Here is a 24,144-nt window from a genome sequence, read left to right as displayed (position 1 = left end):
CCGGGCACCCATCCTCAAGGCGTCGGGGCCGTGGCCGGGAAACCGGTCCGGCCCCGTTCGCATTCAGTGGAGAGAGGAATGAGGCACGCCCGTCTTTACGCCACCCCGCTGGCGGCCGTCCTGATGGCCATAGCCCCCGCCGGGGCTGCCAGTGCCGCCGCTGCCAATGCCGCCGCGGACGTGGTGGCTTGCAAAAAAATCACCGACCATGACCAACGCCTGGCCTGCTTCGACAAGAGCAGCGACGGGCTGGAAGCGGAAATGAGGAAAGCCGGGGAATCCTGGTTCGGCGGCCTGTTCGCCAGCGCCAGGCCCGACAGCACCGAAGCCTCCTTCGGCAAGCGGGAAGCGGAACCGACCCCCGCCCCCGAACTGGACAACATCAAGTCCCACATCGTCTCCATGCGGCCGGATCCCGCCGGCCACCCGGTCTTCACCCTGGAGAACGGCCAGGTCTGGCGCTCGCAGGAAAACGCCCGCATTCATCTGAAAGGCGACGAGGTCGCCACCGTGTCCCATTCCATGCTGGGCATGGGTTACCAGCTGCAGGTCGGCGACATGTCCTACAGCCTGAGCGTGGTGCGCGAGCGCTGAGGCCCCGGCCGAAGCGAACGGGCGGGAACACTGTCCCCGCCCGTCTGCTTCCATGATCCGGTCTGGTGGTCAGTTCTACGCCGGGCTGCCGGCGACGATGAACTTGCGGATGTCCTGGGTCAGCTTCTCGATGGCCTGGGGCTGCACATACATCATGTGGCCGCCGGGGTAGTAGCTGAACACCACGCGGTTTGTTGGCACGCCGGCGCTGTTCAGGCTGTTCTCCGTATGGAAGAACGGCGTGGCCAGGTCGTAATAGCCCATGGCGACGAAGGCCTTCAGGCCCTTGTTCTGGCGCATGGCGTCGCCGACGAAGGGACCGACATCGGTGCCGCGATAGGGCTCGCTGCCGCCGCCCTCCGCCTGGCCATAGTTCCAGCGGCGGTAGAGGGAGCCCAGGACCTTGTATTCCCGGCCGCCCATGTCCAGCCCCAGATCGTTGCGGAAGTAGGTGTTCACCACCGCGCTGAACGCCCCGCTCATGCCGTTCAGGGAGGGGTCGCTGTCCGGCCGCTCGCCGGAGCTGTCATAGTCCTCCCCCAGATAGCGGCCGTCGATGCGGCCGATGCTCTTGCCCTGGTCGCGCAGCAACTCCTTCATGAAGCGGTGATCCTGGATCTTCAGGTTCGACTGCTCGATGAAGGCCGGCGACAGGCCGGTGAAGTGGGCCAGCTTGGCCACCACCGCCTTGTGCTGGTCGGGGCTCAGCCGGTTGCCCAGGATGAGGGCCGATGCATAGTCCGTGGCGGCGAACTGGCGGGCGTCGGCCAGGAACCTGTCGAAGCCCATGGAGGTGTCAGCCACCTTCTTATGGTACCAGGCGGTGGCGGCATAGCTGGGCAGAAAGGACCAATAGGGCACCAGGTTGCCCCGCGCGAAGGTCAGCGAGGTGTAGTCCATGGCCGGCGAGATCAGGATCAGGCCGTTCAGGGACACGGTGGAGGTGGTGCCACTCAGTTCCGGCAGCATGGCCCCGGTGCGGATGCCGCCGTAGCTTTCTCCCCCTAAGAACTTGGGGCTGTTCCAGCGCTTGTTGTCGCCCAGCCAGACGCGCACGAACTGGGCGATGGACTTCGCGTCCTCCTTCACCCCCAGGAAATCCTTCTCCTCACCCTTGCCGATGGCGTGGCTATAGCCGGTGGCGACCGGGTCGATGAACACCAGGTCGGTCACATCCAGGATGGAATACACGTTGTCGATCAGGGGGAACGGCGGCGGGCCGGGATTCTCGGCATCGGCCGGGATCTGCACGCGCTTCGGCCCAAAGACGCCCATGTGCAGCCACAGGCTGGCGGAACCGGGGCCGCCGTTATAGAGGAAGGTCACCGGCCGGGTGGCGGGATTGCCGCCCTTCTTGGTGTAGGCGACGGCGAAGATGCTGGCGACCGGCTCGCCCTTCTCATCCCGCAGGTAGGTTTCGCCCGCCGTGACGGTATAATCGACGCGCTTGCCGTTGAAGGTGCCAGAGCGGTCGACGGTGACGCGCTTGGGTGCGTCCACCCCCGCCTTCTTGTCGGCGTCCTTGTGATCCTGCTTGTCATCCGGACGCGGCGCGTCCTTCTTCTCCTGCGCGGCCGCCATCTGGGCGGGCGCCATGACCGCCGGTATCGTCACGGCCAACAATGCCGCCACCAGCAGTCCCCAACGCCTGTTCTTCATGGAAATCCCCATTCTTCATTATTCGGGCGCTCCGCCGTGCCCGGACCCCGCTTCCAGACACCGCCGGCCCCCATTCTGCCAATGGGTGTGGCCCGATAGCAGGCAGCCTAACAAAAGCGGCGGCAAAAGGGGGCCTGGATTAAAGTTTTAAGCGGGGGCATCGCTGCCCCCGTCACAGCGACACGGGGTTGGCGGCAGCGATTAACCACCCTAAGATGGTGCCCGTTCAGGAAATACAGCCAGGGCGGATCGATCCCCATGTCTCGCGTGATCAAGGTTTTCGACGCCATCCCCCCAGCCCTGGTCGCCCTGCCCGGTGTCCGCCTGCTGCAGGACTATCCCGCCTTCCGCATCGTCGAGGCGGATGGCGACGCGGCCGTGGCGGCGGTGACGGCGACGGGCCTGACGGAGGACATCACCGACCACTACACGGTGCAGGCGGGCGGCCAGGCCATCGCCACCGATCTTCCCCGGGTGGCCGCGGACGGCAGCCACCATCCCCATCCCGCCTATGCGGGCCAGGACGCCCTGCCCCAGGGCAGGCACCACTATATCGTCCAGTTCGTCGGCCCCATCCAGGACGCCTGGGTGGCCGACGTGGGCGCCACCGGGGTCGAGGTGATCGAGCCGTATCAGAATTTCGCCATCGTCGTCCGCGCCACCGCCGACCAGGCGGGCGCGCTGACCCGGCTGGCGCCTGTGCGCTGGGTGGGGCACCTGCCCTATGCCGCCCGCCTGGCCCACGACATCGATGAACTGGCGGCTCCGCCAGCACCCGGCGCGCACCACGGCCACGCCTTGCCCGACGCCTACACCGTCGCGTTCTTCAGCGCGGCCCAAGCCAGGCATCAACAAGCGGCCGTGATCGCCGCCGGCTTCACCGTCCTGGAGGAGGCGCCGGGCAGCGCCCTGCTGGTGGTGGAGACGACACGACCCGATGACGGCGCCCTGCGGGAAAAGCTGCTGGCGCTGGCGCGGGTGCATGGGGTCAAGCGCATCGGCCGACAGGTTCTGCCCCTGCTGTCCACCGACCAGGCCACCCGCATCATCGGCACGGCCAGCCCCGTCACCGACGTGCCGGGCCTGGGGCTGTCGGGTGCCGGGGAGGTGGTGGCGCTGTGCGACACCGGGCTGGACACGGGCGACCCCGCCACCATCCACCCTGATTTCGCCGGCCGGGTCCTCAGCCTGAAAAGTTATCCCATCAGCCCCAGCTATGCCTCCCGCGTGAACAACCCCGGTGCCGATGACGGCCCCGCCGACGTCAACCGCGGCCATGGCACCCACACCGCCGGCTCCCTGCTGGGTGACGGCACCGCCAGCGCGGACCTGGCCAACGTGGCCGGACCGGTCCGGGGACTGGCCTACAAGGCGCAGCTGGTGGTGCAGGCGGTGGAACAGCATCTGGACTGGAAGTCCGATCAGCAGGGAACCGCCACCCCTCCCCCGGCCTACGCCCTGGCCGGCCTGCCCAGCGACCTCAAAGTGCTGTTCGGCTGGGCCTATGACCAGGGTGCGCGCATCCATTCCAATTCCTGGGGCGGGGGCACCCGCCAGGCCTATAATTCCTATTGCAGCGACATCGACACCTTCATCTGGAACCATCCAGACTTCTGCATCGTCTTTTCCGCCGGCAACGACGGGGCCGACAATGACGGCGACGGCAGGATAGATCCCGGCAGCGTCACGCCCCCCGGCACCGCCAAGAATTGCATCACGGTGGGCGCCTGCGCCAACGACCGACAGGGCATCGCCATCACCAATGGCAAGAAGTGGGGCCCCAAGGCGGTGCCGGTCGACGCCTTGGTGGCGGGCGGCCCCGACCAGATGGCCCCGTTCAGCAGCCGCGGCCCCACCCAGGACGGGCGGGTGAAGCCCGACGTGGTGGCGCCCGGCACCTACATCCTGTCCGCCCGGTCGCGCCTGCTGCCCGACACCTATCGCGGCCAGGCGCCCTACGACCCTTCTTCCGAATTCTACATGTATGAGAGCGGCACCAGCACCGCCGCCCCCCTGACCGCCGGCGCCGTCACCCTGATCCGCGAATATCTGCGCACCCGGGCGGGTGTCGCCAGCCCCTCGGCCGCGCTGTTGAAGGCGGCGCTGATCGCCGGCACCGTTCCGCTGAACAGCGCCGATACATCGCCCCCGGATAACAACCAGGGCTTCGGACGGGTCAATCTGGTTTCGGTCCTGGCGCCCACCGCGCCGGTGCGCGCCACCTTCCTGGACGGCAACGCCGTCTCTACCGGCGACTTGTACCAATACGGCCTGACGGTGACGGCGGAGGGCCAGCCCCTGCGGGTGGTGCTGGCCTACAGCGACTATCCCGGCGCCAATCTGGTCAACAATTTGAATCTGGTGCTGCGCGGGCCCGACGGGTCGACCCGCACCGGCAACGCCGGCGCGGATGGACAGCAGCTGGACAACGCCAACAATGTGGAGTCCATCGCCATCACGGCCGCCGCCGCCGGCGCCTGGACCGTGCAGGTGATCGGGGCCAACGTGCCGCAAGGCCCGCAGCCCTTCGCCCTGGTCGTCCTGGCCGCGAACTGATCCGCGCGCGGAAAGCAGGAAAGCCCTCTTCGTGGCGGCGCCTCAGCTGTGCAGGCCGGGGGCCTCCTGTCCGGTGCGCGCCACGTATTCGGTGTAGCCGCCGCCGTACTGGTGGATGCCGTCCGGCGTCAGTTCCAGCACCCGGTTGGACAGCGTCGCCAGGAAGTGCCGGTCGTGCGACACGAACAGCATCGTGCCTTCGTACGCCGCCAGCGCCGTGATCAGCATCTGCTTGGTGTCGAGGTCAAGGTGGTTGGTCGGTTCGTCCAGCACCAGGAAATTGGGCGGGTTGTAGAGCATGATGGCCATCACCAGCCGGGCCTTCTCCCCCCCCGACAGGACACGGCACTTCTTTTCCACATCGTCGCCGGAAAAGCCGAAGCATCCCGCGAGGGTGCGCAGCGACCCTTGGTTCGCCTGCGGGAAATGGCCCTCCAGGGCCTCGAACACGGTTTGCTCCTCGTCCAGCAGTTCCATGGCGTGCTGGGAGAAATAGCCCATCTTGACGCTGCCGCCGACGGCGACGGTGCCGGCGTCCGGCCGGTCGGCCCCGGCCACCAGCTTCAGCAGCGTCGACTTGCCGGCGCCATTGACGCCCATGACGCACCAGCGTTCCTTGCGGCGGATGGTGAGGTCGAAACCCTGGTAGATGGTGCGGCTGCCATAGCCCTTGTGCACGTTCTTCAGCACCACGACGTCGTCGCCGGAGCGGGGTGCGGGCGGGAAGTCGAAGGTCACGGTCTGGCGGCGCTTCGGCGGTTCAACCCGCTCGATCTTGTCCAGCTTCTTCACCCGGCTCTGCACCTGGCTGGCGTGCGAGGCCCGGGCCTTGAAGCGCTCGATGAACTTCAGCTCCTTCGCCAGCATGGCCTGCTGGCGTTCGAACTGCGCCTGCTGCTGCTTTTCGTTCAGCGCCCGCTGCTGTTCATAAAAGGCGTAGTCGCCGGAATAGCTGGTGAGGGACCCGCCGTCGATCTCGATGATCTTGGTGACGATGCGGTTCATGAACTCCCGGTCGTGCGAGGTCATCAACAGGGCGCCCTCGTACCCTTTCAGGAAGCCCTCCAGCCAGATCAGGCTTTCGATGTCCAGGTGGTTGCTGGGTTCGTCCAGCAGCATGGCGTCGGGCTGCATCAGCAGGATGCGGGCCAGCGCCACGCGCATCTTCCAGCCGCCCGACAGCATGCCGACGTCCTTGTCCATCATCTCCTGGCTGAAGCTGAGCCCGGCCAGCACTTCCCGCGCCCGCCCCTCCAGCTCATACCCGCCCAGCTCGTCGAAGCGCGCCTGCACCTCGCCATAGCGCTCGATGATGGCGTCCATCTCATCGGCCCGGTCGGGATCGGCCATGGCCATCTCCAGACTGGCCAATTCCCGCGCCACGTCGCTGACCGGACCGGCGCCGTCCATCACCTCCGCGACGGCGCTGCGGCCGGCCATCTCGCCGACATCCTGATTGAAATAGCCGATGGAGACCTGCTTCTCGACCGACACCTGGCCCGTGTCGGGCAGTTCCTCGCCCGTGATCATCCGGAACAGGGTGGTCTTGCCGGCCCCGTTGGGCCCGACCAGGCCGACCTTCTCGCCCCTGTTCAGCGCCGCCGATGTCTCCAGGAACAGAATCCGATGACCATTGTGCTTACTGATGTTTTCGAGGCGGATCATAGGTGGTCAAGTTCCCGAGGCGTGGATGGCCCCCTTATGCCACAGGATAAGGAACGCGATAGAGTCCTGATCGGCATGCCGTACCCAACGACACGGCATGGCGCCATCCCGCCAACCCCGCCGTGATCAATGCGCCCGCCCCCGGGGGTTCGCCCATACCGGCGCCCACCCGGCTTCCGGTGCTGCAGGAGCGCCCGGAAATGCCAGGAGGGGCGCCGTTGCCGGCGCCCCTCCTGAGCTGTCGAATTCCTTCGCGGCGTCGCTGTACCGGCGCCGCGTACCCGCCGCCGCGATCACTGGCCGCGCGGCGGAACCACCACCACGGTACTGCCACCAGCGCCGGTGGACCCAGTGCTGCCTTTGCTTCCGGTGGCGCCTTTCTTGCCGTCGGCCCCGGTGTCACCGGTATCGCCCTGACTGCCGGTGGCGCCTTGCGAACCGGTGGCTCCCTGGGCGCCGGCATTGCCGGTATCCCCTTGGCTGCCCACGGCCCCTTGCGCGCCGGTATAGCCGGTGTTCCCCTGGTTGCCGGTGGCACCCTGGGAACCGGTGTAACCCGTATTGCCCGTGTTGCCCTGTTCCCCCCGTGGTCCCGCCGGACCTGTGCAGGCGCCAACACCGAGAGATGCAAGAAAAACTACTGAATGAGCTAAATGTCTCATGACGATTCCTTTAATAATCGGCGCCACGAAGAGGCGAAACCGATGCATGTTCACGATATTATTAAAATCATGACGAGTTATAGGGCCGGAAATTACCTACGGACCGGAGATTTTTAAATAATGAAATCCCGGATTGATGCCACATCAATCGCATGAGACATGGGCGAGCGCGAACGCCATGGCCGTATCAATCAGCGCGCACCAGACATCACCCGCCAGCCGAAACGGGCGCCGCGTTCAAAGGCCGCCCCAGCGTTGCTCTGGAGGGCTGAAAGGCGGAAACGGGGGCCATGATCAGGCCCCGCTTCCGGTGATGCATCAATGGCTGTATTTGAATTCCGGGAGGCCCTTCAACGAATCCTTGGTGGCACCCCGCAACAGCATCCGCTTGTCACTGACTTCAAGGGCGCTATAGGGCACCACCACATATTTCGTGCCCATGCCCAGAAAACCACCGACCGACAAGACGGCGAAGGGGACCTTCTCGCCGGGGGTGACGATCAGGTCGTCGATGGTGCCGATGGTTTCATCGGCCTCGTTCAGTACGGAACTGCCGACCACCTTGGAAGTCCGATAACCTGTCGCCAGCGACGCCGGGTCAATCTTCAGCAGGGAAATCGTTTGCGGGGCGCCTTGGGCGAAGGCGGGGCCCGCACCGAGGACAAGAGCGGCCGCCAGCAAAAGTGGAATGGTACGCGTCATGATCGTTCCTTTCACGGATCTGGTCACAAACCTGGATCAAAAGTTCGGTATCAGGACGGGGCGACCAGGAAGGACGGGATGGTCCCACCCCTGCACTTCCCTGCAATCCCGCCCGGCACCGGACAGGCGGAGCTGAATAGCTGAAGGGCTATCTATGGTGCGCAGAATGGGGCCCACGCACCCCGCACGCCAGGATCGGAAATCACTTATCACGCGAAGGAGCCAAGGGTTGCTGACAACCCGCCGGCGCTTTGAAGACCAGCATCTCATCGTAGTGAAGGGATGCCGCCGCCAGGGAACGAACACCATTTAAAGGTGAACAGATCAATACTTATGAGGCAAACGGGTGCATGCCGCCGGAATTGCGCGCATGCCCGTATATACCAAGGGTTATATGATAAGCGCGGTGGCGTTAACCTATTATTTGCGATCTCAGATACAAGATACGTTAGATCAATTATTTTTCCGGATGGGAACAATGTTGGGTTTTCTGAAAAAGAACGACACGCTGATGCGCAAGACGGCGGCGCTGGACGCCTTGCGGGCGAAAGTCATGGTCGCCGATGAAAATCTCAATATCGTCCACGTCAACCCATCGGTCGTCGCCCTATTGCGCGAGGTCGAGGGCGACTTGCGCAAGGAACTGCCGCGGCTGGACGTGAACCGCCTGGTCGGCGCCAACATCGACATCTTCCACAAGAATCCCAGCCATCAGCGCACCATGCTGGCAGCACTGACCCAACCCCATCGGGCCACGATCAAGGTCGCCGGTCACCAGTTCGACCTGCTGGTCACCCCCTTGACCGAGGGAGCGCGCCGTATCGGCTTCGTCGTCGAATGGGCCGATGCCAAGGAGCGGCTGGAAAACCAGGACTACGCCTCGCAAATGGTCGCGATCACGCGGTCGCAGGCCGTGGTGGAGTTCACGACCGAGGGCATCATCACCAAGGCCAACGACAATTTCCTGTCGGCCATGGGATACCGGCTGGACGAGGTGGTGGGCAAGCATCACAACATGTTCGTCGAACCGGACTATCGCAACAGCGCCGACTACAGCCGGTTCTGGGAAAGTCTCCGCCGGGGTGAGTATCAGGCGGCGCAGTTCAAGCGGGTCAGCAAGTCGGGCAAGCCGGTCTGGATCGAGGGCGCCTACAACCCGATCTTCGATGACAAGGGCAAGGTGACCAAGGTCGTCAAGTTCGCGTCGGACGTGACCGCCCAGGTGGCCCTGCTGGGGAACCTCAAGACGTTGATCGACGAGAATTTCGGTGAGATCGAGCATGCGCTCGACCTGTCGACCCGAGAAGCCAACTCCGCCAACACGGCGGCCGACAGCACCTCGGCCAGCGTCCAGGCGGTGGCCGCCAGCGCCGAGGAGCTGGCCGCATCCATCGATGAGATTTCGCGCAGCATGACGCGCGCCCGGACGGCCACCGACGGCGCGTTCGACCGGACGGTGACGGTGGGTGTCAGCACCGACCGCCTGACCGCCGCCGCCCAGGCCATGAACGGCATCGTCGGACTGATCAACAACATCGCCGGCCAGATCAACCTGTTGGCCCTGAACGCCACCATCGAGGCCGCGCGCGCCGGTGAGGCGGGCAAAGGCTTCGCCGTCGTGGCGTCGGAGGTCAAAAACCTCGCCAACCAGTCGGCCAAGGCGACGGAACAGATCTCGGCGGAGATCGAGGGCATCCAGGCGACGTCGACCGAAGTGGCGGCGTCGCTGGCCGCCATCCGGGACGCGGTTTCAACCGTCCGGGAGCATGTGACCGGCACCGCCGCCGCGGTGGAGGAGCAGACCGCGTTGACCCGCACCATGTCCGGCAACATGCAGAGCGCCTCCGCCGCCGTGTCGACGGTGACCGCCAATGTCACCGCCATCTCGGCGGCGGTACAGCAGGTGACCGGAGCCGTCGGCAAGACCAAGGAGGCGGCGCGCGTCCTGGTCCGCTAACCCGCATGCGCCAGGGTGTCCATGGCGGCTGAGCCGTCAACACTGGCGGGCGACGCGGCAGCGCGGCGGCCATCACCGGAGACGGCAAAGGAAAGGGCGGTCACCCCAGGGAGACCGCCCTTTCAACATTTTCACACAGCACCAGCGCGCCTCCCCGAGGCCTGATCATCGGGGAAAGCTGAGGCGCCCGTCAGGCGGGGCGCGGGGTACATGCCCCGCGCCCCGACAGCCTCACAGCGCGTCGGTGTCGGTCTCGCCCGTGCGGATGCGCACGGCCTGGGCCAGCTCCAGAACGAAGATCTTGCCGTCGCCGATCTTGCCGGTGTTGGCGGCGGCCTGGATGGCCTCCACCGCCTTGTCGGCCAGTTCATCGGGCACGGCCACTTCGATCTTCATCTTGGGCAGGAAGCTGACCGCGTATTCAGCGCCCCGGTAGATCTCGGTCTGGCCCTTTTGGCGGCCATAGCCCTTGACCTCGGTGACAGTGAGGCCCTGAACCCCGAGACCCGTCAGGGCGTCGCGGACCTCGTCAAGCTTGAAGGGTTTGATCACCGCGATAATGAACTTCATCAGACCACTCCCTGATTGGATATTCGTGATCGCCGAGGGGCTGGGTCGGCCGGGGTAGCTTAACATCCCCGGCCAACTTTGGTTCCCCTCGGATCCTCTTGGACTTCAGACCCTTAGGGATAGCCCTTGACGGGGCCGGCCCCTCAGCAGGCAACAAAGGCTTGGTGGCCCAGGCTCAGTGGATGGACTCACCGTGCAGGGCGATGTCCAGGCCGTCGCGCTCGACATCCTCATCCACGCGCAGGCCGATCACCAGGTCGATGATCTTCAGCAGCACGAAGGTGATGACGCCGCACCACACGATGGTGAAACCCACACCTTCCAGCTGGATCAGCACCTGGGCAGCGTTGCCCTCGATCAGGCCCAGCTTGGTGTCCGGCGCGTCCTTCAGGGCCGCGGCGAAGGCACCCTCGGTGTTGGCCACGGCAATCTTGGCGAAGACGCCCGTCAGGACGGCGCCGACGATGCCGCCGATGCCATGCACGCCGAAAGCGTCCAGGCTGTCGTCGTAACCAAGCAGCTTCTTCAGCGAGGTCGCGGAGAAGAAGCAGATGATTCCGACGGCGATGCCGATGGCGAAGGCGCCCACGGTGTCGACGAAGCCGGCGGCCGGGGTGATGGCCACCAGGCCGGCGACGGCGCCGGAGATGATGCCCAGAACCGACGGCTTACCCTTGACCGCCCACTCGACGAACACCCAGGACAAAGCCGCGGCGGCCGTGGCCACCTGGGTCACCGTCATCGCCATGCCGGCGCGCGGGCCGGCGGTCAGTGCCGAGCCGGCGTTGAAGCCGAACCAGCCCACCCACAGCAGCGAGGCGCCGATGAGGCTCAGCACCAGGTTGTGCGGGCTGAAGTCGGCGTTAGGGTAGCCCTTGCGCTTGCCGATCACCAGGCAGGCCACCAGGCCGGCGATGCCGGCGTTGATGTGCACCACCGTGCCGCCGGCGAAGTCCAGCACACCCAGCTTGGCCAGATAGCCATTGGGGTGCCACACCGTGTGGGCGATGGGGGCGTAGACCAGCAGTGACCACAGCGTGATGAAGACCAGCATAGCCGAGAACTTCATGCGATCGGCAAAGGCGCCGGTGATCAGCGCCGGCGTGATGATCGCGAAGGTCATCTGGTACATCATGAACACCGGCTCCGGAATCGTCGGGGCCAGGGCGTGGGTGCCGGTCGGATCCATGCCCGCCAGCAGCACGCGGCTGAAGCCGCCGATGAATTCCTTGGCGTCCGCCGCGTCACTGGCCGCCGAGAACGCCAGGCTATATTCGACCAGCGCCCAGAGCACGGTCACCAGGCAGGTGATGGCGAAGCTCTGCATCACCATGGCCAGCACGTTGAACTTCCGCACCATGCCGCCGTAGAACAGCGCCAGGCCAGGGATGGTCATCATCAGCACCAGGGCGGTGGATGTCAGCATCCACGCCGTGTCGCCTCCACTAATCGTGGGCGCCGCCGGTGCGGCCGCAGCCACAGCCGCGGCCGCGGCGGGTGCCGCATCCTGCGCAAAGGCCAGCGCCGGCACCATGCCCGCCAACGCCATGACCGCCAATCCAAGTAAACGGTTCCCAAGCAAACGGTTCATCTGGCTCCCCATTCCCGTTCGTTTAAGCCGGTTCCGGTATCCCCAGGTCTGCCCCCGGGAACCGGTCCAGCCGTCAGCCAACCTCATCCCCCTTTCAAAGTTCGTGCCGCACTGCGAACACGGCGCGGATGGGCGAGAACACTGGCCTTATGGGGAGGGGAGTTGAGGGGCTTTTATTGCCAAAAGGTTAAAAAAACCGCACGGATTCCGCCCCAGTCGGCCCTCCCCCTGAATGATTGCCCATATTATGGGCAAATCAGGATGGCACACAGCCTACGGTTTCGGGTTCTTTTTGAAGGTGTTTCAAGAGACTGAGCCTACTGGTTGAGCCCTGTGGATCAGGCCCAAACCGAGGATTTCGCCCCATGCATAAAAATCGTGCACATTTTTTCAAATCCCCACCCTGTCGCACAACTTATGGAAACCAGTTTCACTGATGACGGGGCTCATCACAACTTTCCAGCGTGAAAACGACCAGCCCCGACCTTCAGCCCGGCAAATCAACCTTTTGTGGCCAATGGCACCAGCCTGCGGTCAAGCGCCGCAGGGGGCCGATATCGGAGCCATGCCTTTTTTTCGAGCAGTCAACGTCTACTGGCATCGATCTTGCTGCATCGCAAAACGCAGTCACTGCTTACATAAAACAACAAGCCTCACGGAGAATAACCAATGGCCTCAGTTCGGGAGATTGAAGTCGACCGTCCGCTTGCTGCTCTCGCGCCGGCCCCGCGTGGACGCACCACCAAAGCCATCCTGCTGGCGGCGACCGCCGCGACCGCGGTCGGCTTTATGTTGGGGTTGTCCGCCGTCGCCACGCCTGCGCTGGCGGATGAGGCGGCCCCCGCCGAGCCCCCTGGCATCAAATGGTCCGGCTATGCCGAAGTCGGCGCCACCTTCAACAGCGACGGGCCTTCGGGCGGCGTCAACTATGGGCACCTGTTCACCGACAAGACGAATCAGCTGGTGCTGAACCAATTGTCGGGCACCGTTTCCAAGGACCTGGACCCCAAGGCTGAAGGCTTCGACTGGGGCTTCAAGGTCCAGGCCTATTACGGCACGGATGCCCGCTACACCCATTTCCTGGGCATCCTGGATACCGGGATCAAGGAGCGGGCCCAGCTTGACCTGGTGGAAGCCAACGTCATCCTGCACTTCCCCAGCCCCGGCGCGGGCGGCCTGGACTTGAAGGTGGGCGCCTTCTCGACGCCATTGGGCGCCGAGGTCATCGCCGGCCCCTCCAACCTGTTCTACAGCCACAGCTACATCTTCAATTTCGGCCTGCCGCTGAAGCACACCGGCGCGCTGGCCACCCTGCACCTGACGCCGGACGTGGATCTGTACGGCGGCGTCGACAGCGGCGTGAACACGACGTTGAGCGACGGCGACAACAACAGCGCCGCCGCCGGCATCTTCGGCATCGGCCTGAACAACTTGCTGGATGGCAAGTTGACCGTGCTGGCCCTGACCCATGTTGGTCCGGAAAACCCCAGCCTGAAGGCGCCGCTGGGCTACGCCGACGCCAATAATGAAAACCGCTGGATCAGCGACATCACCGCCACCTTCAAGGCGACGGACGAACTGACGCTGATCACCGAACTCAACTATATCAAGGACGACCTGTTCAACGTCGACGGCGGCGGTGTCGCCCAGTACGTGAGCTACACCCTGACGCCGGAACTGACGGCCAACCTGCGCGCCGAATACTGGCGGGACGGCCACGGCTTCTTCGTGGCGGCCTTCCCCGGCAACCGCGACTTCGTCTACCTGGAAAAGGGCTATCCCCTGGAAAAGACGGCCCTGGCCACCGGCGTTGGCACCAGCTATGGCGAGCTGACCCTGGGCCTGACCTGGAAGCCGGCGGACCTGGGCGTGCTGGACGGCCTGACCCTGCGGCCCGAGGTGCGCTACGACAAGGCCAACCACAACGCCTATGACAACCTGACCAAGGACAGCCAGGTCACCTTCGGCTTTGATTTGATTCTGCCCTTCGGCGGTTAATCCGCTACTATGGGATTGGCGCGGACGGTTCCTCGAAACCGTCCGCGCTTATTCGAAAGAAGAAGATCGGGCTATGGCGCCGGGCAGTCGCCGCAGCTTCCTGTCCTTTATGGATTTGATCGCTTATGGACGCGCGCTTGAAAGGCTGCCCCTCATGAACGTCACGGGCACGCGGAGGCTTGGTTAGGTGACAGGTTTGCCGGTTTCCCTGCGCATTGAGCATCCATCCCCCATGACGGCCCCCATGACGGTCCTGACACCGGTGCCCATCCACACCCCGGCCGCGGACATCAGTGTCGAGGCGGACCTGGCGCATCCCGAGGACCGGTATCGCCGCCTGTTCGAGCAAGCGCCCTGGGGCTTGTTCCAGACCACCATCGACGGCCGCTATCTCGACGCCAATCCCGCCCTGGCGCGCCTCTACGGCTATGAGTGCCGCGAGGACATGCTGCGGGCGCTGACCGATATCGGCGTCCAGTTGTATGTCGACCCGGGCCGTCGCGAGGCCTTCGTCGCCGAGATGCGATCGCGCGGCGTCATCCAAGGTTTTGAATCCCGCATCCGCCGCCGCGACGGCACCATCATCTGGATCGCCGAGACCTGCCGCGAGGTGCGCGATGCCAACGGCCACCCCCTCTATTACGAGGGCACGGTGGAGGAGATCACCGCCCGCAAGGAGGCGGAACAGGCGCTGCGCGCCGCCAATGAACAGGCCCAGCGCGCCAACGAAGCCAAGGAACGCTTCCTGGCCCTGGTGACGCATGAGCTGCGCACGCCGCTGCACGCCATCCTCGGCTTCGGTGACCTGATCGGCCAGTTGGACCAGGAGGAAACGGCCGAACGCAACGACTATCTGCGGGAGATCACCAGCGCCGGCAACCGCCTGCTGCGCACCGTCAACCGCCTGCTGGACTATACCCGCCTGGCATCGGGAGCCGCCGCCACCGAACTGCAACTGATCGAGTTGGAGCCCTTCATCGCCCGCCTTGTCCGCCAGTTGGGCGGCGGGCGTGACAAGCGCGTGCGCGTCCAGCACGCCCCGGACACCGTCGCCCCGTGCGTGCTGGAGGTGGACGGCAACCTGCTGAACCGGGCCTTGATGGAACTGCTGACCAACGCGCTGACCTACTCCCCGCCCGGACAGCCGGTGGTGGTTGAGATCGGGCAGAGCCTGGAAGCCGTGACCCTGCGGGTGATCGACCAGGGCCGGGGCATGTCGGCGGAGGAATTGCAGGCGGCGGCCGTCCCCTTCGGCAGCGTCATCCTACAGGCCCGCTCTCGCCAGCAGGGGCTGGGCCTGGGATTGCCCATCGCCCAGAGCATCGCCTGCATGCTGGGCGGCCAGCTGGACCTGTCCAGTTCGCTGCTGAACGGCACCGTGGCCACCCTGTACCTGCCCACGCCAACCGGCAGGCTGGCGCCTTAAAGGAAAGCGGCCGGCAGCCTGGCGCCGCAAATTCAGGTCTTTCAGGCGCCGGGCAACGGTGCCGGCGCGGGGGCAGCGCACAGCGCCTCCACCTTCGCGGCCAGCCGTTCCACCACCACAGGCTTCAGGAAAAAGGCATCGGCACCGGCGGCCAGCACGGCCCGCTCGTCAGAGCGTTCGCTATAGCCGGTGTACAGCACGCAGGGGAGGTCCGGCCGGCGCGCCTTCAGCAGGGCGATCAGGGCCAGCCCGGTCATGCCCGGCATGGTCTGGTCGCTGACCACGGCATCGAAGGCCTGCGGGTTCTCCTCGAACACCTCCAGCGCCTCGGCCGGGGTTTCACAGACGGCGACCTCATGCCCCCGGCGCGACAGCCCTTCCAACAGCATGTCGCCCATCTCCGCCGCGTCGTCCACCACCAGGATGCGCAGGCGGCGGCGCGGGGGCGCCGGCTGGGCCAAGGGGGTGAAGGGGGAGGCGGCGGCCGCCCCTGGTCCCCCCACCGGCAAGACGACGCGCAGCAAGGTGCCCTGGCCCTCCGCCGACATCACGGTCATGCCGCCGCCGTGGGCGCGGAGGATGCCATAGACGACAGGCATTCCCAGGCCGGTTCCCCGGCCCTTGCCCTTGGTGGTGAAGAAGGGCTCGAACAGGCGGGTCATCACCTCCATGGGCATGCCATGGCCCTCATCCTCCACCTCCAGCACCACGTGCGGGCGGCTTTTGTCGAAGGGCAGCGCCTCATGCTCCTGCCAGCGCCCCTCCCGCACACGAACGTCAACCGGGGCGGGGCCGGGAAACAGGCGAATGCGGATGCGCCCGCCCTCGCCCCGGCGGGCGTCATGGGCATTGATCACCAAGTTCATCAACACCTGGACCAGTTGGGTGGGATTGGCGCGCACATTGGGCACCGATCCCGCGATCTGGAAAATCATCTCCGTCGTCGCCGGCACAGCGGAGCGCAGGATCCCCCGCGCCTCCTCCAGCACCGCCACCGGCGACACGGCCTGAAGCTCCCCCTTGTCCGACCGGGCGAAGGTCAGGATCTGGCCCACCAGGTCCTTCGCCCGCTTGCCCACGGCATTGATGCGGGCGACATAGCTGTGGGCCTTGTCCTGGGGGTTGAGGTCATCCAACAGGAATTCGACATAGCCCAGCATGGCGCCCAGCAGATTGTTGAAATCGTGCGCCACACCCCCGGCCAGCCGGCCGATGGCCTCCATCTTGTCCTGTTGCAGCAACTGGCGCTGCAGCTCCTCCCGCTCCCGCGCCACCCGGCGGGCGGCCGAGACGTCGCGCAGCACCATGACGATATCGCCATTGGGCCGCAGGCTCAGGGTCGTCTCGTACGCCTCCATGGTGCGGCCCCAGATACTCTCCCATTTCTCGCTCACCATGTGGGCGTAGCCGGTGGACATCAGGTCGGCGCGGCGGCGCTGGCGCCCCTCTTCCGCCCGGGCCACCGTGTCAGGCGTCAGTAGATCGAGCCAAGGGTGGCCGACCACGGCGTCCGCGTCGGGGGCGCCCAGCAGGGCTATCGCCGCCGGGTTGGCGTAAAGCACGGTGTAGTCGGCATCGAACAGCACGATGGCGTCCTTGGCCGCGCCCACCCCGGCCAACATACGCTCAAGCGCCGTCGTCCGCTCCTCGACCTGGACGCGCAGCCGGTCGCGTTCCGCCAACGTGCCACGGAAACGGTCCAGGGCGCGGGCGATGCCGCCGATCTCATCCCCCCGCGCCGTGTCGGGCACGGCCACCAAGGCCCCCTGGTCCAGCAGGTCGATCGTGCGCGCCGCCCGGGCGAGGGGCGCGCCGATGATGGAGCGGACAGCCGCCACCAGCACCAGGCTGAGCAACACGCCGGTGGCAAGCGAGGCCAGCATGATGGCCGTGCCAATGCCGGCGAAAGGCGCGCTCAAGCCTGCGACCGGGACATCGAACAGCAGCATGCGGCGATTGTCGCCCTCGAAAAACACCATGGGCACGGCGTAACGGCGGACGCGGTGGCCGGCGGCGTCCTGGCGTTCCACCTCATAGGGCTCGACCTTGAGCACCTTGGCCAGCTCATCCGGCCCCAGCTGGAATTGCGGCCCCTCACCCACCGTGGCCTTGGTCGCCAGCAGGGCGTGCTCCGGGTGATAGGTCCAGTTGCCCTCGCGGTTGATCATGTAGATGTTGCCGCCCAAGGGCCGCCGCGCGTCCAACTCCTGCGCCCGCTGTTCCAGCGACAGGTCGGTGCCGGCGACGCCGATCAGACGTCCATCAACGATCACCGGTATGGTGTAGGAGATCATCCAGATCGGCCGGCCCAGTACGGTGTACAAATAGGGCGGGACGGCTTGGCGGGCCCGGGTCTGGGCCGGGCGGGCATAGTACGCGTCATTGTAGAAATCGGGACGGACTTCACCCGGCTTCACCCCGCCCTGGCCATCAGCGACATAATAGGTCGCGAAGCGCCCGCTTTTCGGCAGGCCCAGGACCGGATCGCCCTCGCTGAAGTCCCGGTCCGCCCCCAGGAAATCCGGTTCCGCCAGGAACCAGAAGCCGACCAGGGTGGGATGGGCCAGCGCCGTGCGCTCGATATACTTGGCCACCAGCCGCCGGTCATGGGTGCCGGTGGCCACCATGGCCTCCACCTGCCGGGCGAGGCCTTCCACGAAGGCGATCTTTTCCCGGGTGATGGCGGCGATCTCGCCCGCCTGTTTCTGGGCCAGGTCCTCGCCGTATTCCACCGCGAAGCGCTCCACCACGGCACGGCTGGTCCGCACCGCCACGAAGGCCGTCCCCACCGCCGCCAGCAACACCAGCGGCACCAGGATCAGCAGCAGGCGGGTGGAGACGCTGCCCCGCGCGAGCGGTCCTCGCGCCAGCGGTCGTCGCGCGCCGGGGGCATCAGGCGGCGGGCTCACAGGCCTCCTTCCCCGGCTGGGCCAGGAAATCGGCAAGAAGCGGGCCGAGGCCGCCGCCCTTCTCGGAAATGGCGGCGCCGTAGATCAGCTGCGCCGCGCGCAGGCAGGGGGCGGTGATGCCCTCCGGCCCGTCGCTCAGGATCAGCAGCGGCATGTCCGGGTGCATCGAGCGGACCTCACGGGCCATTTCCAATCCATCCATCTCCGGCATCAGCAGATCCGAAATGACGGCACGCACCGGCTGTCTCACCAGGATCGCCAGCCCTTCGCGGGCCGAGGCGGCCATGACCGGGGCATGGCCCAGACGCCGCACCGCCTCGCACAGATAGTCGCGGAATTCGGCGTTGTCGTCGACGATCAGGATGGCGCTCATTGGGATAGGCTTTCGGGAAATGATCCGGGGAAAAGGCGGTCCGCTGTGGGCCTCCTGTTGGGGCCGCATATCACCCGAACCATTACCCCGCCGCATCTGCGGCGAAGGCTATCGCCGCGGGGAATAGGGATAGCGGGGATAGCGACCCGCTATCCCACGCTTTCGCATGGACGCCATGCCCCGCGCCGGGCGCCGAACACCCCTGCGCCGCCTTTCCCCCGCCCCCTCAACCGCCGCCCCCTCAACCCCCCGCCCCCTCAGCCACCACCCAGCAAGCCCAGGTCGCGCGCCCGCGTCACCGCCTCCACCCGGTTCTTGGCGCCCAGCTTGCGCAGGATGCGGCGGGTGTGCAGCTTGATCGTCACCTCCTGCAAATCCAGCAGCCGACCGATCTCCTTGTTGGTGGCACCGCCCGACAGATGGTCCAGCACCTCGCGCTCCCGCTCCGTCAGCAGGCCACCGGTCTCCGGCGCCAACGCCGACGGGGGAGCCAAGGCGCCCGCCATGCGCAGGGCCACGTCCGCCGGCACGACGCTGCCGCCGAACGCCACGACCTTCAGCATCTGCACCAGGGCGACGCTGGGCAAGGTCTTGGGCAGGAAGGCGCAGGCGCCCCGGGTCAGGGCCTCGCGCGCGATGGCGGCATCCTCATGCCCCGTCACCACCGCCACCGGGGCGTCGATGCCGGCGGCGTCCAGCCGATCCATTCCGGCCCCGCCCTCCCCGCCCGGCAGCTGCCAGTCCATCACCACCAGATCGAACTCCGGAACCTCCGGTTGCCCGGCCAGGGCGTCCAGTTCCTCCAGCGAGCCGACGGCCGTCAGGCTGGCCTCGGGCCAGTCGCGCGTGATGTACAGTTCCAGCGCGTCGCGGTACATCGGGTGGTCATCCGCGACCAATACACGCATCGGCCTTTTCCCGGCATTTTCCACGGCATCCCCCTCGGCCTTGCCATGCCCAGTGGCACCTTGCCCAATGGCCCCATGCCCAGTGGCACCATGCCCAGTGGCACCATGCCCAAAGGGTGGCGTCCCACCAGGGCGGCGTCCGTTGGCCGGCGCCTTTGTCGGTGTCCATCATCCGCCGACGCCGGCCCCAAGACAACAATTTCAAAACAACGCCTTGACGCCGGGAGCGCCGTGGCGCCCCGGGCCCGGGGCCCGCAGGCGTCCAAGCGGCCGGTTTACAGCCACGGGCCCCTTCGTTACGGTGCCGGGCAGTTTGGGACCGTAACCGACGGCGCTGGCCTGAAGGCGCGCCGCCTTGGGAGGCTGATATGGGGACGTGGGGACGCGCCGGCGGGTCTGGCGCGGCGATGGGCTTTTGGCGCCGCCTTCTGGCCAGTGGCGTCGTGGCCGGTGCCGCTGTGGCCGGTGGCGTCCTGGCCGGCGGCACCCTGGCGGCGACACCGGCGCCGGCGGCCGACGCATCGGCGGGCACCGCGTTGACGGTGGAGCGCATGCTGGGCAGCCCGTCGCTGAACGGCCCCCGGGCGCGCGGCGTGAAGTTCTCCCCCGACGGCACCCTGGTGACCTATCTGAAGGCCAAGGCCGACAACGCCAACAAGACCGACCTGTGGGCCTATGACATCAAGGCGGGCGAGCATCGCCTGCTGGTCGACAGCGACCAGTTCAGCGCCAAGGAAAGCGAGGAGGAGCGCGGCCGGCGGGAGCGCCAGCGCATCCGCGACACCGGCATCGTCGACTATGGCTGGGATGAGGAGGGCAGGACCCTGCTGTTCCCCGTCGCCGGTGACGTCTTCGTCATGGCGCCGGGCGGCACCCCCCGGCGCATCACCGACAGCGCCACCACCAAGGACGCCGCCATCGACGCCCGCTTCGCCCCCGGCGGCGATCTGGTGACCTATGTGCGCGGCAACAACCTGTACGTCTACGACCTAGCCAAGGGCCAGGAGCGGGCCCTGACCCAGGATGGCGGCGGCACCCTGTCCTACGGCACGGCGGAGTTCGTGGCGCAGGAGGAGTTGAAGCGCAACACCGGCTATTGGTGGTCGCCCGGCGCCCGCTACATCGCCTACACCCGCGTGGACGAGTCCGCCGTGCCGCTGGTCAGCCGCTATGACTATGGCGCCGAGGGCGTGACCGTGGTGCCGCAGCGCTATCCCTTCGCCGGCGGCGCCAACGCCAAGGTGACGCTGCGGGTGATGGACCTGGCGTCCGGCAAGGTCGCCAGCGTCGACCTGGGCGACCCCGCCGGCTATTACCTGGCGCGCGTGGACTGGCGCCGCGACGGGTCGGAGGTGCTGGTCCAGCGCCTGAGCCGCGACCAGAAGCGGCTGGACCTGCTGGCCGTCAACCCCGCCACCGGGGCCAAGCGCACCCTGCTGACCGAAGAGAGCAAGACCTTCCTGAACCTGCATGAGGACCTGCGGGCGCTGGCCGACGGCCGCATCCTCTGGGCGTCGGAGCGGACGGGATACAAGCACCTCTACCTCTGCGACCATGAGGCGGCCAAGTGCCGGGCCCTGACCCGGGGCGACTGGGCGGTGGACGCCGTGGCCGGGGTGGATGAGGCGGCTGGCCACGTCTTCTTCACGGGCTTCCGCGAGGGGCCGCTGGACCACCATGTCTACGCCGTGCGCCTGGGCAATGGCGAGGTGACGGCCCTGACCCATGAGGCCGGCTGGCACGGCGCCGTCATGGCGGCCAAGGGCGGCACTTGGCTGCACAGCTACTCCGGCCCGCACCAGCCGCCGCAACTGTCGGTGGACGACGCCAAGGGCGAGCGCGTCACCTGGCTGATCGAGAACAAGCTGGACGAGGGCCACCCCTTCGCCCCCTATCTGGCCGGCGAGATCCAGCCGGAATTCGGCGTGCTGAAGGCCGACGACGGCAGCGACCTGCACTACATGCTGCTGCTGCCCCCGGGCGCCAAGACCAGCGGCAAGAAGTACCCCGCCATCGTCAACGCCTATGGCGGCCCGGCGGCGGCGCTGGTGACCCACGCCTGGGGCGACGCCCAGACCGGCTTCACCCAGGTGCTGGCGCGCAACGGCTACGTCGTCATGGTGCTGGACAACCGCGGCACGCCCCACCGGGGCCAGGCCTTCCTGTCGGCCACGTACCACCATTTCGGCTCGGTCGAGGTGGCGGACCAGGTGACGGGGGCCAACTACCTGAAGTCCCTGCCCTTCGTGGACGGCCAGCATCTGGGCTTTTACGGCCACAGCCACGGCGGCTTCATGACCATCATCATGCTGACCCGGGCGCCAGGCGTGTTCGCCGCCGGGGCCGCCGGCGCGCCGGTGACCGACTGGCGCCTCTACGACACCGCCTATACCGAGCGCTACCTGGGCGACCCGGCCCAGGGCACGGCGTATGAGGATTCATCCGTCTTCAAGGATTTGAAGAACATCACGGGCCGGCTGATGGTCATCCACGGCATGGCCGACGACAACGTCTTCTTCGACAACACCACCAAGCTGATCCGGGCCTTGCAGCAGCAGGGGACACAGTTCGACCTGATGACCTATCCGGGCCAGCGTCACGGCTTCTACGACACCTACGCCAACATCCACCGCTACAACACCATGCTGGACTTCTTCGACCGCACCCTGCGGCCGGCGGGCGGCACCGGCGCCCAGACGGCGGGCGGCGGGGCGTCGGCCGGGACGCCATAGGCGGGCGTTTCCTGGCGAGGGGCCGCCGGCCCTTCGCCAGGGCCTGAGCCCAGAAACGACAAAGCCACCGATCCAGCCGGGTCGGTGGCTTTTCTTATACCGTCTTCCGAAGAAGCGGCGACGCGGAGGAACGCTTACTCCGCCGCCCGCAGCACAGGCTCGGAGGTGTTGGCGCCCTTCCCCTCGTCGATCATCTCGCGCATGGTGTCGAAGCACCGGCCGCAGCGAGGCGAACACCCCTGCGCCTTGAACACCGCCCCAACGCTCTGCGCCCCCGCGCCGATATGGGTGCGGACGGTGCGGCAGTTGATGGCGTTACAGACGCAGACATACATGGCGTAAGCACCCACCCAGAGGCTGATCTGGTCCTCAAGATAGTGAGAGGCGTTCGCATTGGCAAGGCTGATTCTGCGAGGCATTCGCGGATGGGTGCGGTGCGTTTTGGAGTGTCGTTTGGCTTCACGGTGATTGCTGGCCGGGAAATGGCCGAGTGCATCGACTTCGGCAAAGGCTTCACCTTCGTCCGCCCGATATCGCAGACATTTCAGCGTGTTATTCCTAGACTTCCGACGTCAACGCGTCGATGCGAATCTTGCGCTCAGGTTGGCACACAATGCACATTGATAGTTGTATATTTTAATATATAATCTAGCAATTGCCGACAACCAAACCGAGAGACGATATTGGAAAAATTTCTTTCCCACAGAATAGCCTCTTGTCTAAAGACAATCAGCGACAGATCTGAAAGTCTTATAGACAATAAAGCATGGACAAGTTCCATTACCGATATGCTTTGCCAGATTGGAAAGATAGAATTTAATTATACGGTTGCCCACCCTGGTCACGGCGGATGGATGTTCGATATCGCCTGGTTGGATTATGATGATTTTGACAAAAGACTGCTCTCCAGACTCGTCCTGGCAGTAGAGTCTGAATGGAAAACTGATCTAAATAATCTTCGTATCGACCTTAATAAACTTCTCATTGCCAATGCGTTCCTATCAGTATTCATTTTCCAAAGCCGCGCCAAAGCCGATGTTGCACATTATCTGTCAAAATTCCAGGAGTCCATTAATAGTATCAACCCACCCCACCAAAACGCCATTCTGTTTTCGGCATACAATTTCACGAACAAGGAATTCGAATTCCATTTTTGGGATGGACGACAGTTCAGCGAGCTAGTTCCGCAATAAGCTTCCAAAACACATCACCCCGGCCGCCTGAACCCCGCCCGCGCCCGCTCCGCCTCCTCCCGCACCACGCAGCCCTCGGCGTGGTCGTTGATCAGCCCCATGGCCTGCATGAAGGCGAAGACGGTGGTGGGGCCGACGAATTTCCAGCCGCGTTTCTTCAGGTCCTTGGACAGGGCGATGGAGGCCGGGGAGGTGGAAGCGGTTTGGGGTGGGGCGCAATCCTCCGGCCGGGGCTCGTAGCGCCAGAGATAGGCGGCCAGCGAGCCCTCCTGCCGCACCAGGTCCTGGGCGCGGGCGGCGTTGTTGATGACGGCCTCGATCTTGCCGCGATGGCGGATGATGCCCGCATCCTGCAGCAGGCGGGCGACGTCGGCCTCGGTGAAGGTGGCGACGCGGTTGAAATCGAAGTCGTGGAAGGCGGCGCGGAAGTTATCGCGCTTGGCCAGGATGGTGCGCCAGCTCAGGCCCGACTGGAAACCTTCCAGGCACAGCTTCTCAAACAGGCGGTGGTCGTCGCCCACGGGGAAGCCCCATTCGTGGTCGTGGTAGGGCAAGAACTCCGGCGCCGCCGCGCACCAGCCACAGCGGGGGCGGCCGTCCGGCGCGGATGTCGTCAAGGCCATGGTGTCCCCTCCCCCCGAATGACTGA

At 65.9% G+C, this 24,144-nt stretch carries 18 protein-coding genes; 7 read left to right on the top strand and 11 right to left on the bottom strand.

The genetic code is table 11. From position 1 onward, the window contains the following. Positions 1–78: 78 nt before the first annotated feature. The gene (locus tag FHS74_RS06080; RefSeq protein WP_184798524.1) at positions 79–594 is read left to right on the top strand and encodes a hypothetical protein; all 516 of its coding nucleotides are present in this window, start codon (positions 79–81) and stop codon (positions 592–594) included. Between the two features lie 75 nt (positions 595–669). On the opposite strand, the gene FHS74_RS06075 is transcribed toward FHS74_RS06080, so the two are convergent. Beyond that, positions 670–2,253, bottom strand: a complete 1,584-nt coding sequence (locus FHS74_RS06075) for a S10 family peptidase (RefSeq protein ID WP_184798523.1) — start codon at positions 2,251–2,253, stop codon at positions 670–672. 258 nt (positions 2,254–2,511) lie between these two features. On the opposite strand from FHS74_RS06075, the gene FHS74_RS06070 reads away from it, so the two are divergent. Further along, positions 2,512–4,809: a S8 family serine peptidase gene (locus tag FHS74_RS06070; protein WP_184798521.1), complete on the top strand. Its 2,298-nt coding sequence runs from the start codon at positions 2,512–2,514 to the stop codon at positions 4,807–4,809. 42 nt (positions 4,810–4,851) lie between these two features. On the opposite strand, the gene FHS74_RS06065 is transcribed toward FHS74_RS06070, so the two are convergent. The 3 genes from FHS74_RS06065 to FHS74_RS06055 all read right to left on the bottom strand — a co-directional run bounded on the left by FHS74_RS06065 (position 4,852) and on the right by FHS74_RS06055 (position 7,838). Then, positions 4,852–6,474 (bottom strand): ABC-F family ATP-binding cassette domain-containing protein, encoded by a 1,623-nt coding sequence (locus FHS74_RS06065; RefSeq protein ID WP_184798519.1) that lies wholly within the window; start codon positions 6,472–6,474, stop codon positions 4,852–4,854. A gap of 293 nt (positions 6,475–6,767) precedes the next feature. Beyond that, a complete protein-coding gene (locus FHS74_RS06060) occupies positions 6,768–7,136 on the bottom strand; it encodes a collagen-like protein (protein ID WP_184798517.1) in 369 nt (122 codons plus the stop codon). A 318-nt stretch (positions 7,137–7,454) separates the two neighbouring features. Continuing rightward, a complete protein-coding gene (locus tag FHS74_RS06055; protein ID WP_184798515.1) occupies positions 7,455–7,838 on the bottom strand; it encodes a PRC-barrel domain-containing protein in 384 nt (127 codons plus the stop codon). A 478-nt stretch (positions 7,839–8,316) separates the two neighbouring features. Between FHS74_RS06055 and FHS74_RS06050 the strand changes: the two genes are divergently transcribed. After that, on the top strand, positions 8,317–9,795 hold the full coding sequence (locus FHS74_RS06050; protein ID WP_184798513.1) for a methyl-accepting chemotaxis protein: 1,479 nt from the start codon (positions 8,317–8,319) through the stop codon (positions 9,793–9,795). Positions 9,796–10,026: 231 nt separating this feature from the next. Here FHS74_RS06050 and FHS74_RS06045 read toward each other — a convergent pair whose 3' ends face one another. Together FHS74_RS06045 and FHS74_RS06040 are read right to left on the bottom strand one after the other, a co-directional pair. Beyond that, positions 10,027–10,365 (bottom strand): P-II family nitrogen regulator, encoded by a 339-nt coding sequence (locus FHS74_RS06045; protein WP_184798511.1) that lies wholly within the window; start codon positions 10,363–10,365, stop codon positions 10,027–10,029. Positions 10,366–10,540: 175 nt separating this feature from the next. Next, the gene (locus FHS74_RS06040) at positions 10,541–11,956 is read right to left on the bottom strand and encodes an ammonium transporter (RefSeq protein ID WP_184798509.1); all 1,416 of its coding nucleotides are present in this window, start codon (positions 11,954–11,956) and stop codon (positions 10,541–10,543) included. Between the two features lie 669 nt (positions 11,957–12,625). Between FHS74_RS06040 and FHS74_RS06035 the strand changes: the two genes are divergently transcribed. After that, the gene (locus tag FHS74_RS06035) at positions 12,626–13,954 is read left to right on the top strand and encodes a porin (RefSeq protein WP_184798508.1); all 1,329 of its coding nucleotides are present in this window, start codon (positions 12,626–12,628) and stop codon (positions 13,952–13,954) included. 244 nt (positions 13,955–14,198) lie between these two features. Continuing rightward, a complete protein-coding gene (locus FHS74_RS06030; protein WP_184798506.1) occupies positions 14,199–15,380 on the top strand; it encodes a PAS domain-containing sensor histidine kinase in 1,182 nt (393 codons plus the stop codon). Between the two features lie 41 nt (positions 15,381–15,421). Here the strand turns inward: FHS74_RS06030 and FHS74_RS31115 are convergent, their stop codons facing one another. From FHS74_RS31115 to FHS74_RS06015, 3 genes are all read right to left on the bottom strand, one after another. Further along, positions 15,422–18,289, bottom strand: coding sequence for an ATP-binding protein (locus tag FHS74_RS31115; RefSeq protein WP_184798504.1), 2,868 nt, complete (start codon positions 18,287–18,289; stop codon positions 15,422–15,424). Further along, on the bottom strand, positions 18,273–18,662 hold the full coding sequence (locus FHS74_RS06020; protein ID WP_184798502.1) for a response regulator: 390 nt from the start codon (positions 18,660–18,662) through the stop codon (positions 18,273–18,275). Before FHS74_RS06020 ends, FHS74_RS31115 begins: the two co-directional genes overlap by 17 nt. 257 nt (positions 18,663–18,919) lie before the next feature. Beyond that, positions 18,920–19,570 carry a LuxR C-terminal-related transcriptional regulator gene (locus FHS74_RS06015; RefSeq protein WP_184798500.1) on the bottom strand — a complete coding sequence of 217 codons (651 nt, stop codon included), beginning with the start codon at positions 19,568–19,570 and terminating at the stop codon, positions 18,920–18,922. 368 nt (positions 19,571–19,938) lie between these two features. Between FHS74_RS06015 and FHS74_RS06010 the strand changes: the two genes are divergently transcribed. Further along, complete coding sequence (locus FHS74_RS06010) at positions 19,939–22,302, top strand: S9 family peptidase (RefSeq protein WP_184798498.1); 2,364 nt, start codon at positions 19,939–19,941, stop codon at positions 22,300–22,302. 134 nt (positions 22,303–22,436) lie between these two features. Here the strand turns inward: FHS74_RS06010 and FHS74_RS06005 are convergent, their stop codons facing one another. Next, positions 22,437–22,721: a (2Fe-2S)-binding protein gene (locus FHS74_RS06005; protein WP_246462945.1), complete on the bottom strand. Its 285-nt coding sequence runs from the start codon at positions 22,719–22,721 to the stop codon at positions 22,437–22,439. 264 nt (positions 22,722–22,985) lie between these two features. On the opposite strand from FHS74_RS06005, the gene FHS74_RS06000 reads away from it, so the two are divergent. After that, positions 22,986–23,495 (top strand): hypothetical protein, encoded by a 510-nt coding sequence (locus tag FHS74_RS06000; protein WP_184798496.1) that lies wholly within the window; start codon positions 22,986–22,988, stop codon positions 23,493–23,495. Between the two features lie 14 nt (positions 23,496–23,509). Here the strand turns inward: FHS74_RS06000 and FHS74_RS05995 are convergent, their stop codons facing one another. Then, entirely contained in the window at positions 23,510–24,118 is a 609-nt protein-coding gene (locus FHS74_RS05995; protein WP_184798494.1) for a DNA-3-methyladenine glycosylase I, read from the bottom strand. Between the last annotated feature and the right edge of the window lie 26 nt (positions 24,119–24,144).

Source organism: Nitrospirillum iridis (genome assembly GCF_014205765.1).
Taxonomy (GTDB): domain Bacteria; phylum Pseudomonadota; class Alphaproteobacteria; order Azospirillales; family Azospirillaceae; genus Nitrospirillum; species Nitrospirillum iridis.
The sequence above is the reverse complement of the archived record's forward strand: the minus strand, read 5'-3'. Positions and strand labels throughout refer to the sequence as shown.

What these genes read in the sequence shown, in the direction of transcription:
- FHS74_RS06070 (WP_184798521.1), top strand. Translation starts at nt 2,512, where the DNA reads ATGTCTCGCGTGATCAAGGTTTTCGACGCCATCCCCCCAGCCCTGGTC.
- FHS74_RS06035 (WP_184798508.1), top strand. Translation starts at nt 12,626, where the DNA reads ATGGCCTCAGTTCGGGAGATTGAAGTCGACCGTCCGCTTGCTGCTCTC.
- FHS74_RS06065 (WP_184798519.1), bottom strand. Translation starts at nt 6,474, where the DNA reads ATGATCCGCCTCGAAAACATCAGTAAGCACAATGGTCATCGGATTCTG.
- FHS74_RS06005 (WP_246462945.1), bottom strand. Translation starts at nt 22,721, where the DNA reads ATGCCTCGCAGAATCAGCCTTGCCAATGCGAACGCCTCTCACTATCTT.
- FHS74_RS06060 (WP_184798517.1), bottom strand. Translation starts at nt 7,136, where the DNA reads ATGAGACATTTAGCTCATTCAGTAGTTTTTCTTGCATCTCTCGGTGTT.
- FHS74_RS06040 (WP_184798509.1), bottom strand. Translation starts at nt 11,956, where the DNA reads ATGAACCGTTTGCTTGGGAACCGTTTACTTGGATTGGCGGTCATGGCG.
- FHS74_RS06050 (WP_184798513.1), top strand. Translation starts at nt 8,317, where the DNA reads ATGTTGGGTTTTCTGAAAAAGAACGACACGCTGATGCGCAAGACGGCG.
- FHS74_RS06015 (WP_184798500.1), bottom strand. Translation starts at nt 19,570, where the DNA reads ATGCGTGTATTGGTCGCGGATGACCACCCGATGTACCGCGACGCGCTG.
- FHS74_RS05995 (WP_184798494.1), bottom strand. Translation starts at nt 24,118, where the DNA reads ATGGCCTTGACGACATCCGCGCCGGACGGCCGCCCCCGCTGTGGCTGG.
- FHS74_RS06010 (WP_184798498.1), top strand. Translation starts at nt 19,939, where the DNA reads ATGGGGACGTGGGGACGCGCCGGCGGGTCTGGCGCGGCGATGGGCTTT.
- FHS74_RS06055 (WP_184798515.1), bottom strand. Translation starts at nt 7,838, where the DNA reads ATGACGCGTACCATTCCACTTTTGCTGGCGGCCGCTCTTGTCCTCGGT.
- FHS74_RS06020 (WP_184798502.1), bottom strand. Translation starts at nt 18,662, where the DNA reads ATGAGCGCCATCCTGATCGTCGACGACAACGCCGAATTCCGCGACTAT.
- FHS74_RS06075 (WP_184798523.1), bottom strand. Translation starts at nt 2,253, where the DNA reads ATGAAGAACAGGCGTTGGGGACTGCTGGTGGCGGCATTGTTGGCCGTG.
- FHS74_RS06045 (WP_184798511.1), bottom strand. Translation starts at nt 10,365, where the DNA reads ATGAAGTTCATTATCGCGGTGATCAAACCCTTCAAGCTTGACGAGGTC.
- FHS74_RS06080 (WP_184798524.1), top strand. Translation starts at nt 79, where the DNA reads ATGAGGCACGCCCGTCTTTACGCCACCCCGCTGGCGGCCGTCCTGATG.
- FHS74_RS06030 (WP_184798506.1), top strand. Translation starts at nt 14,199, where the DNA reads ATGACGGTCCTGACACCGGTGCCCATCCACACCCCGGCCGCGGACATC.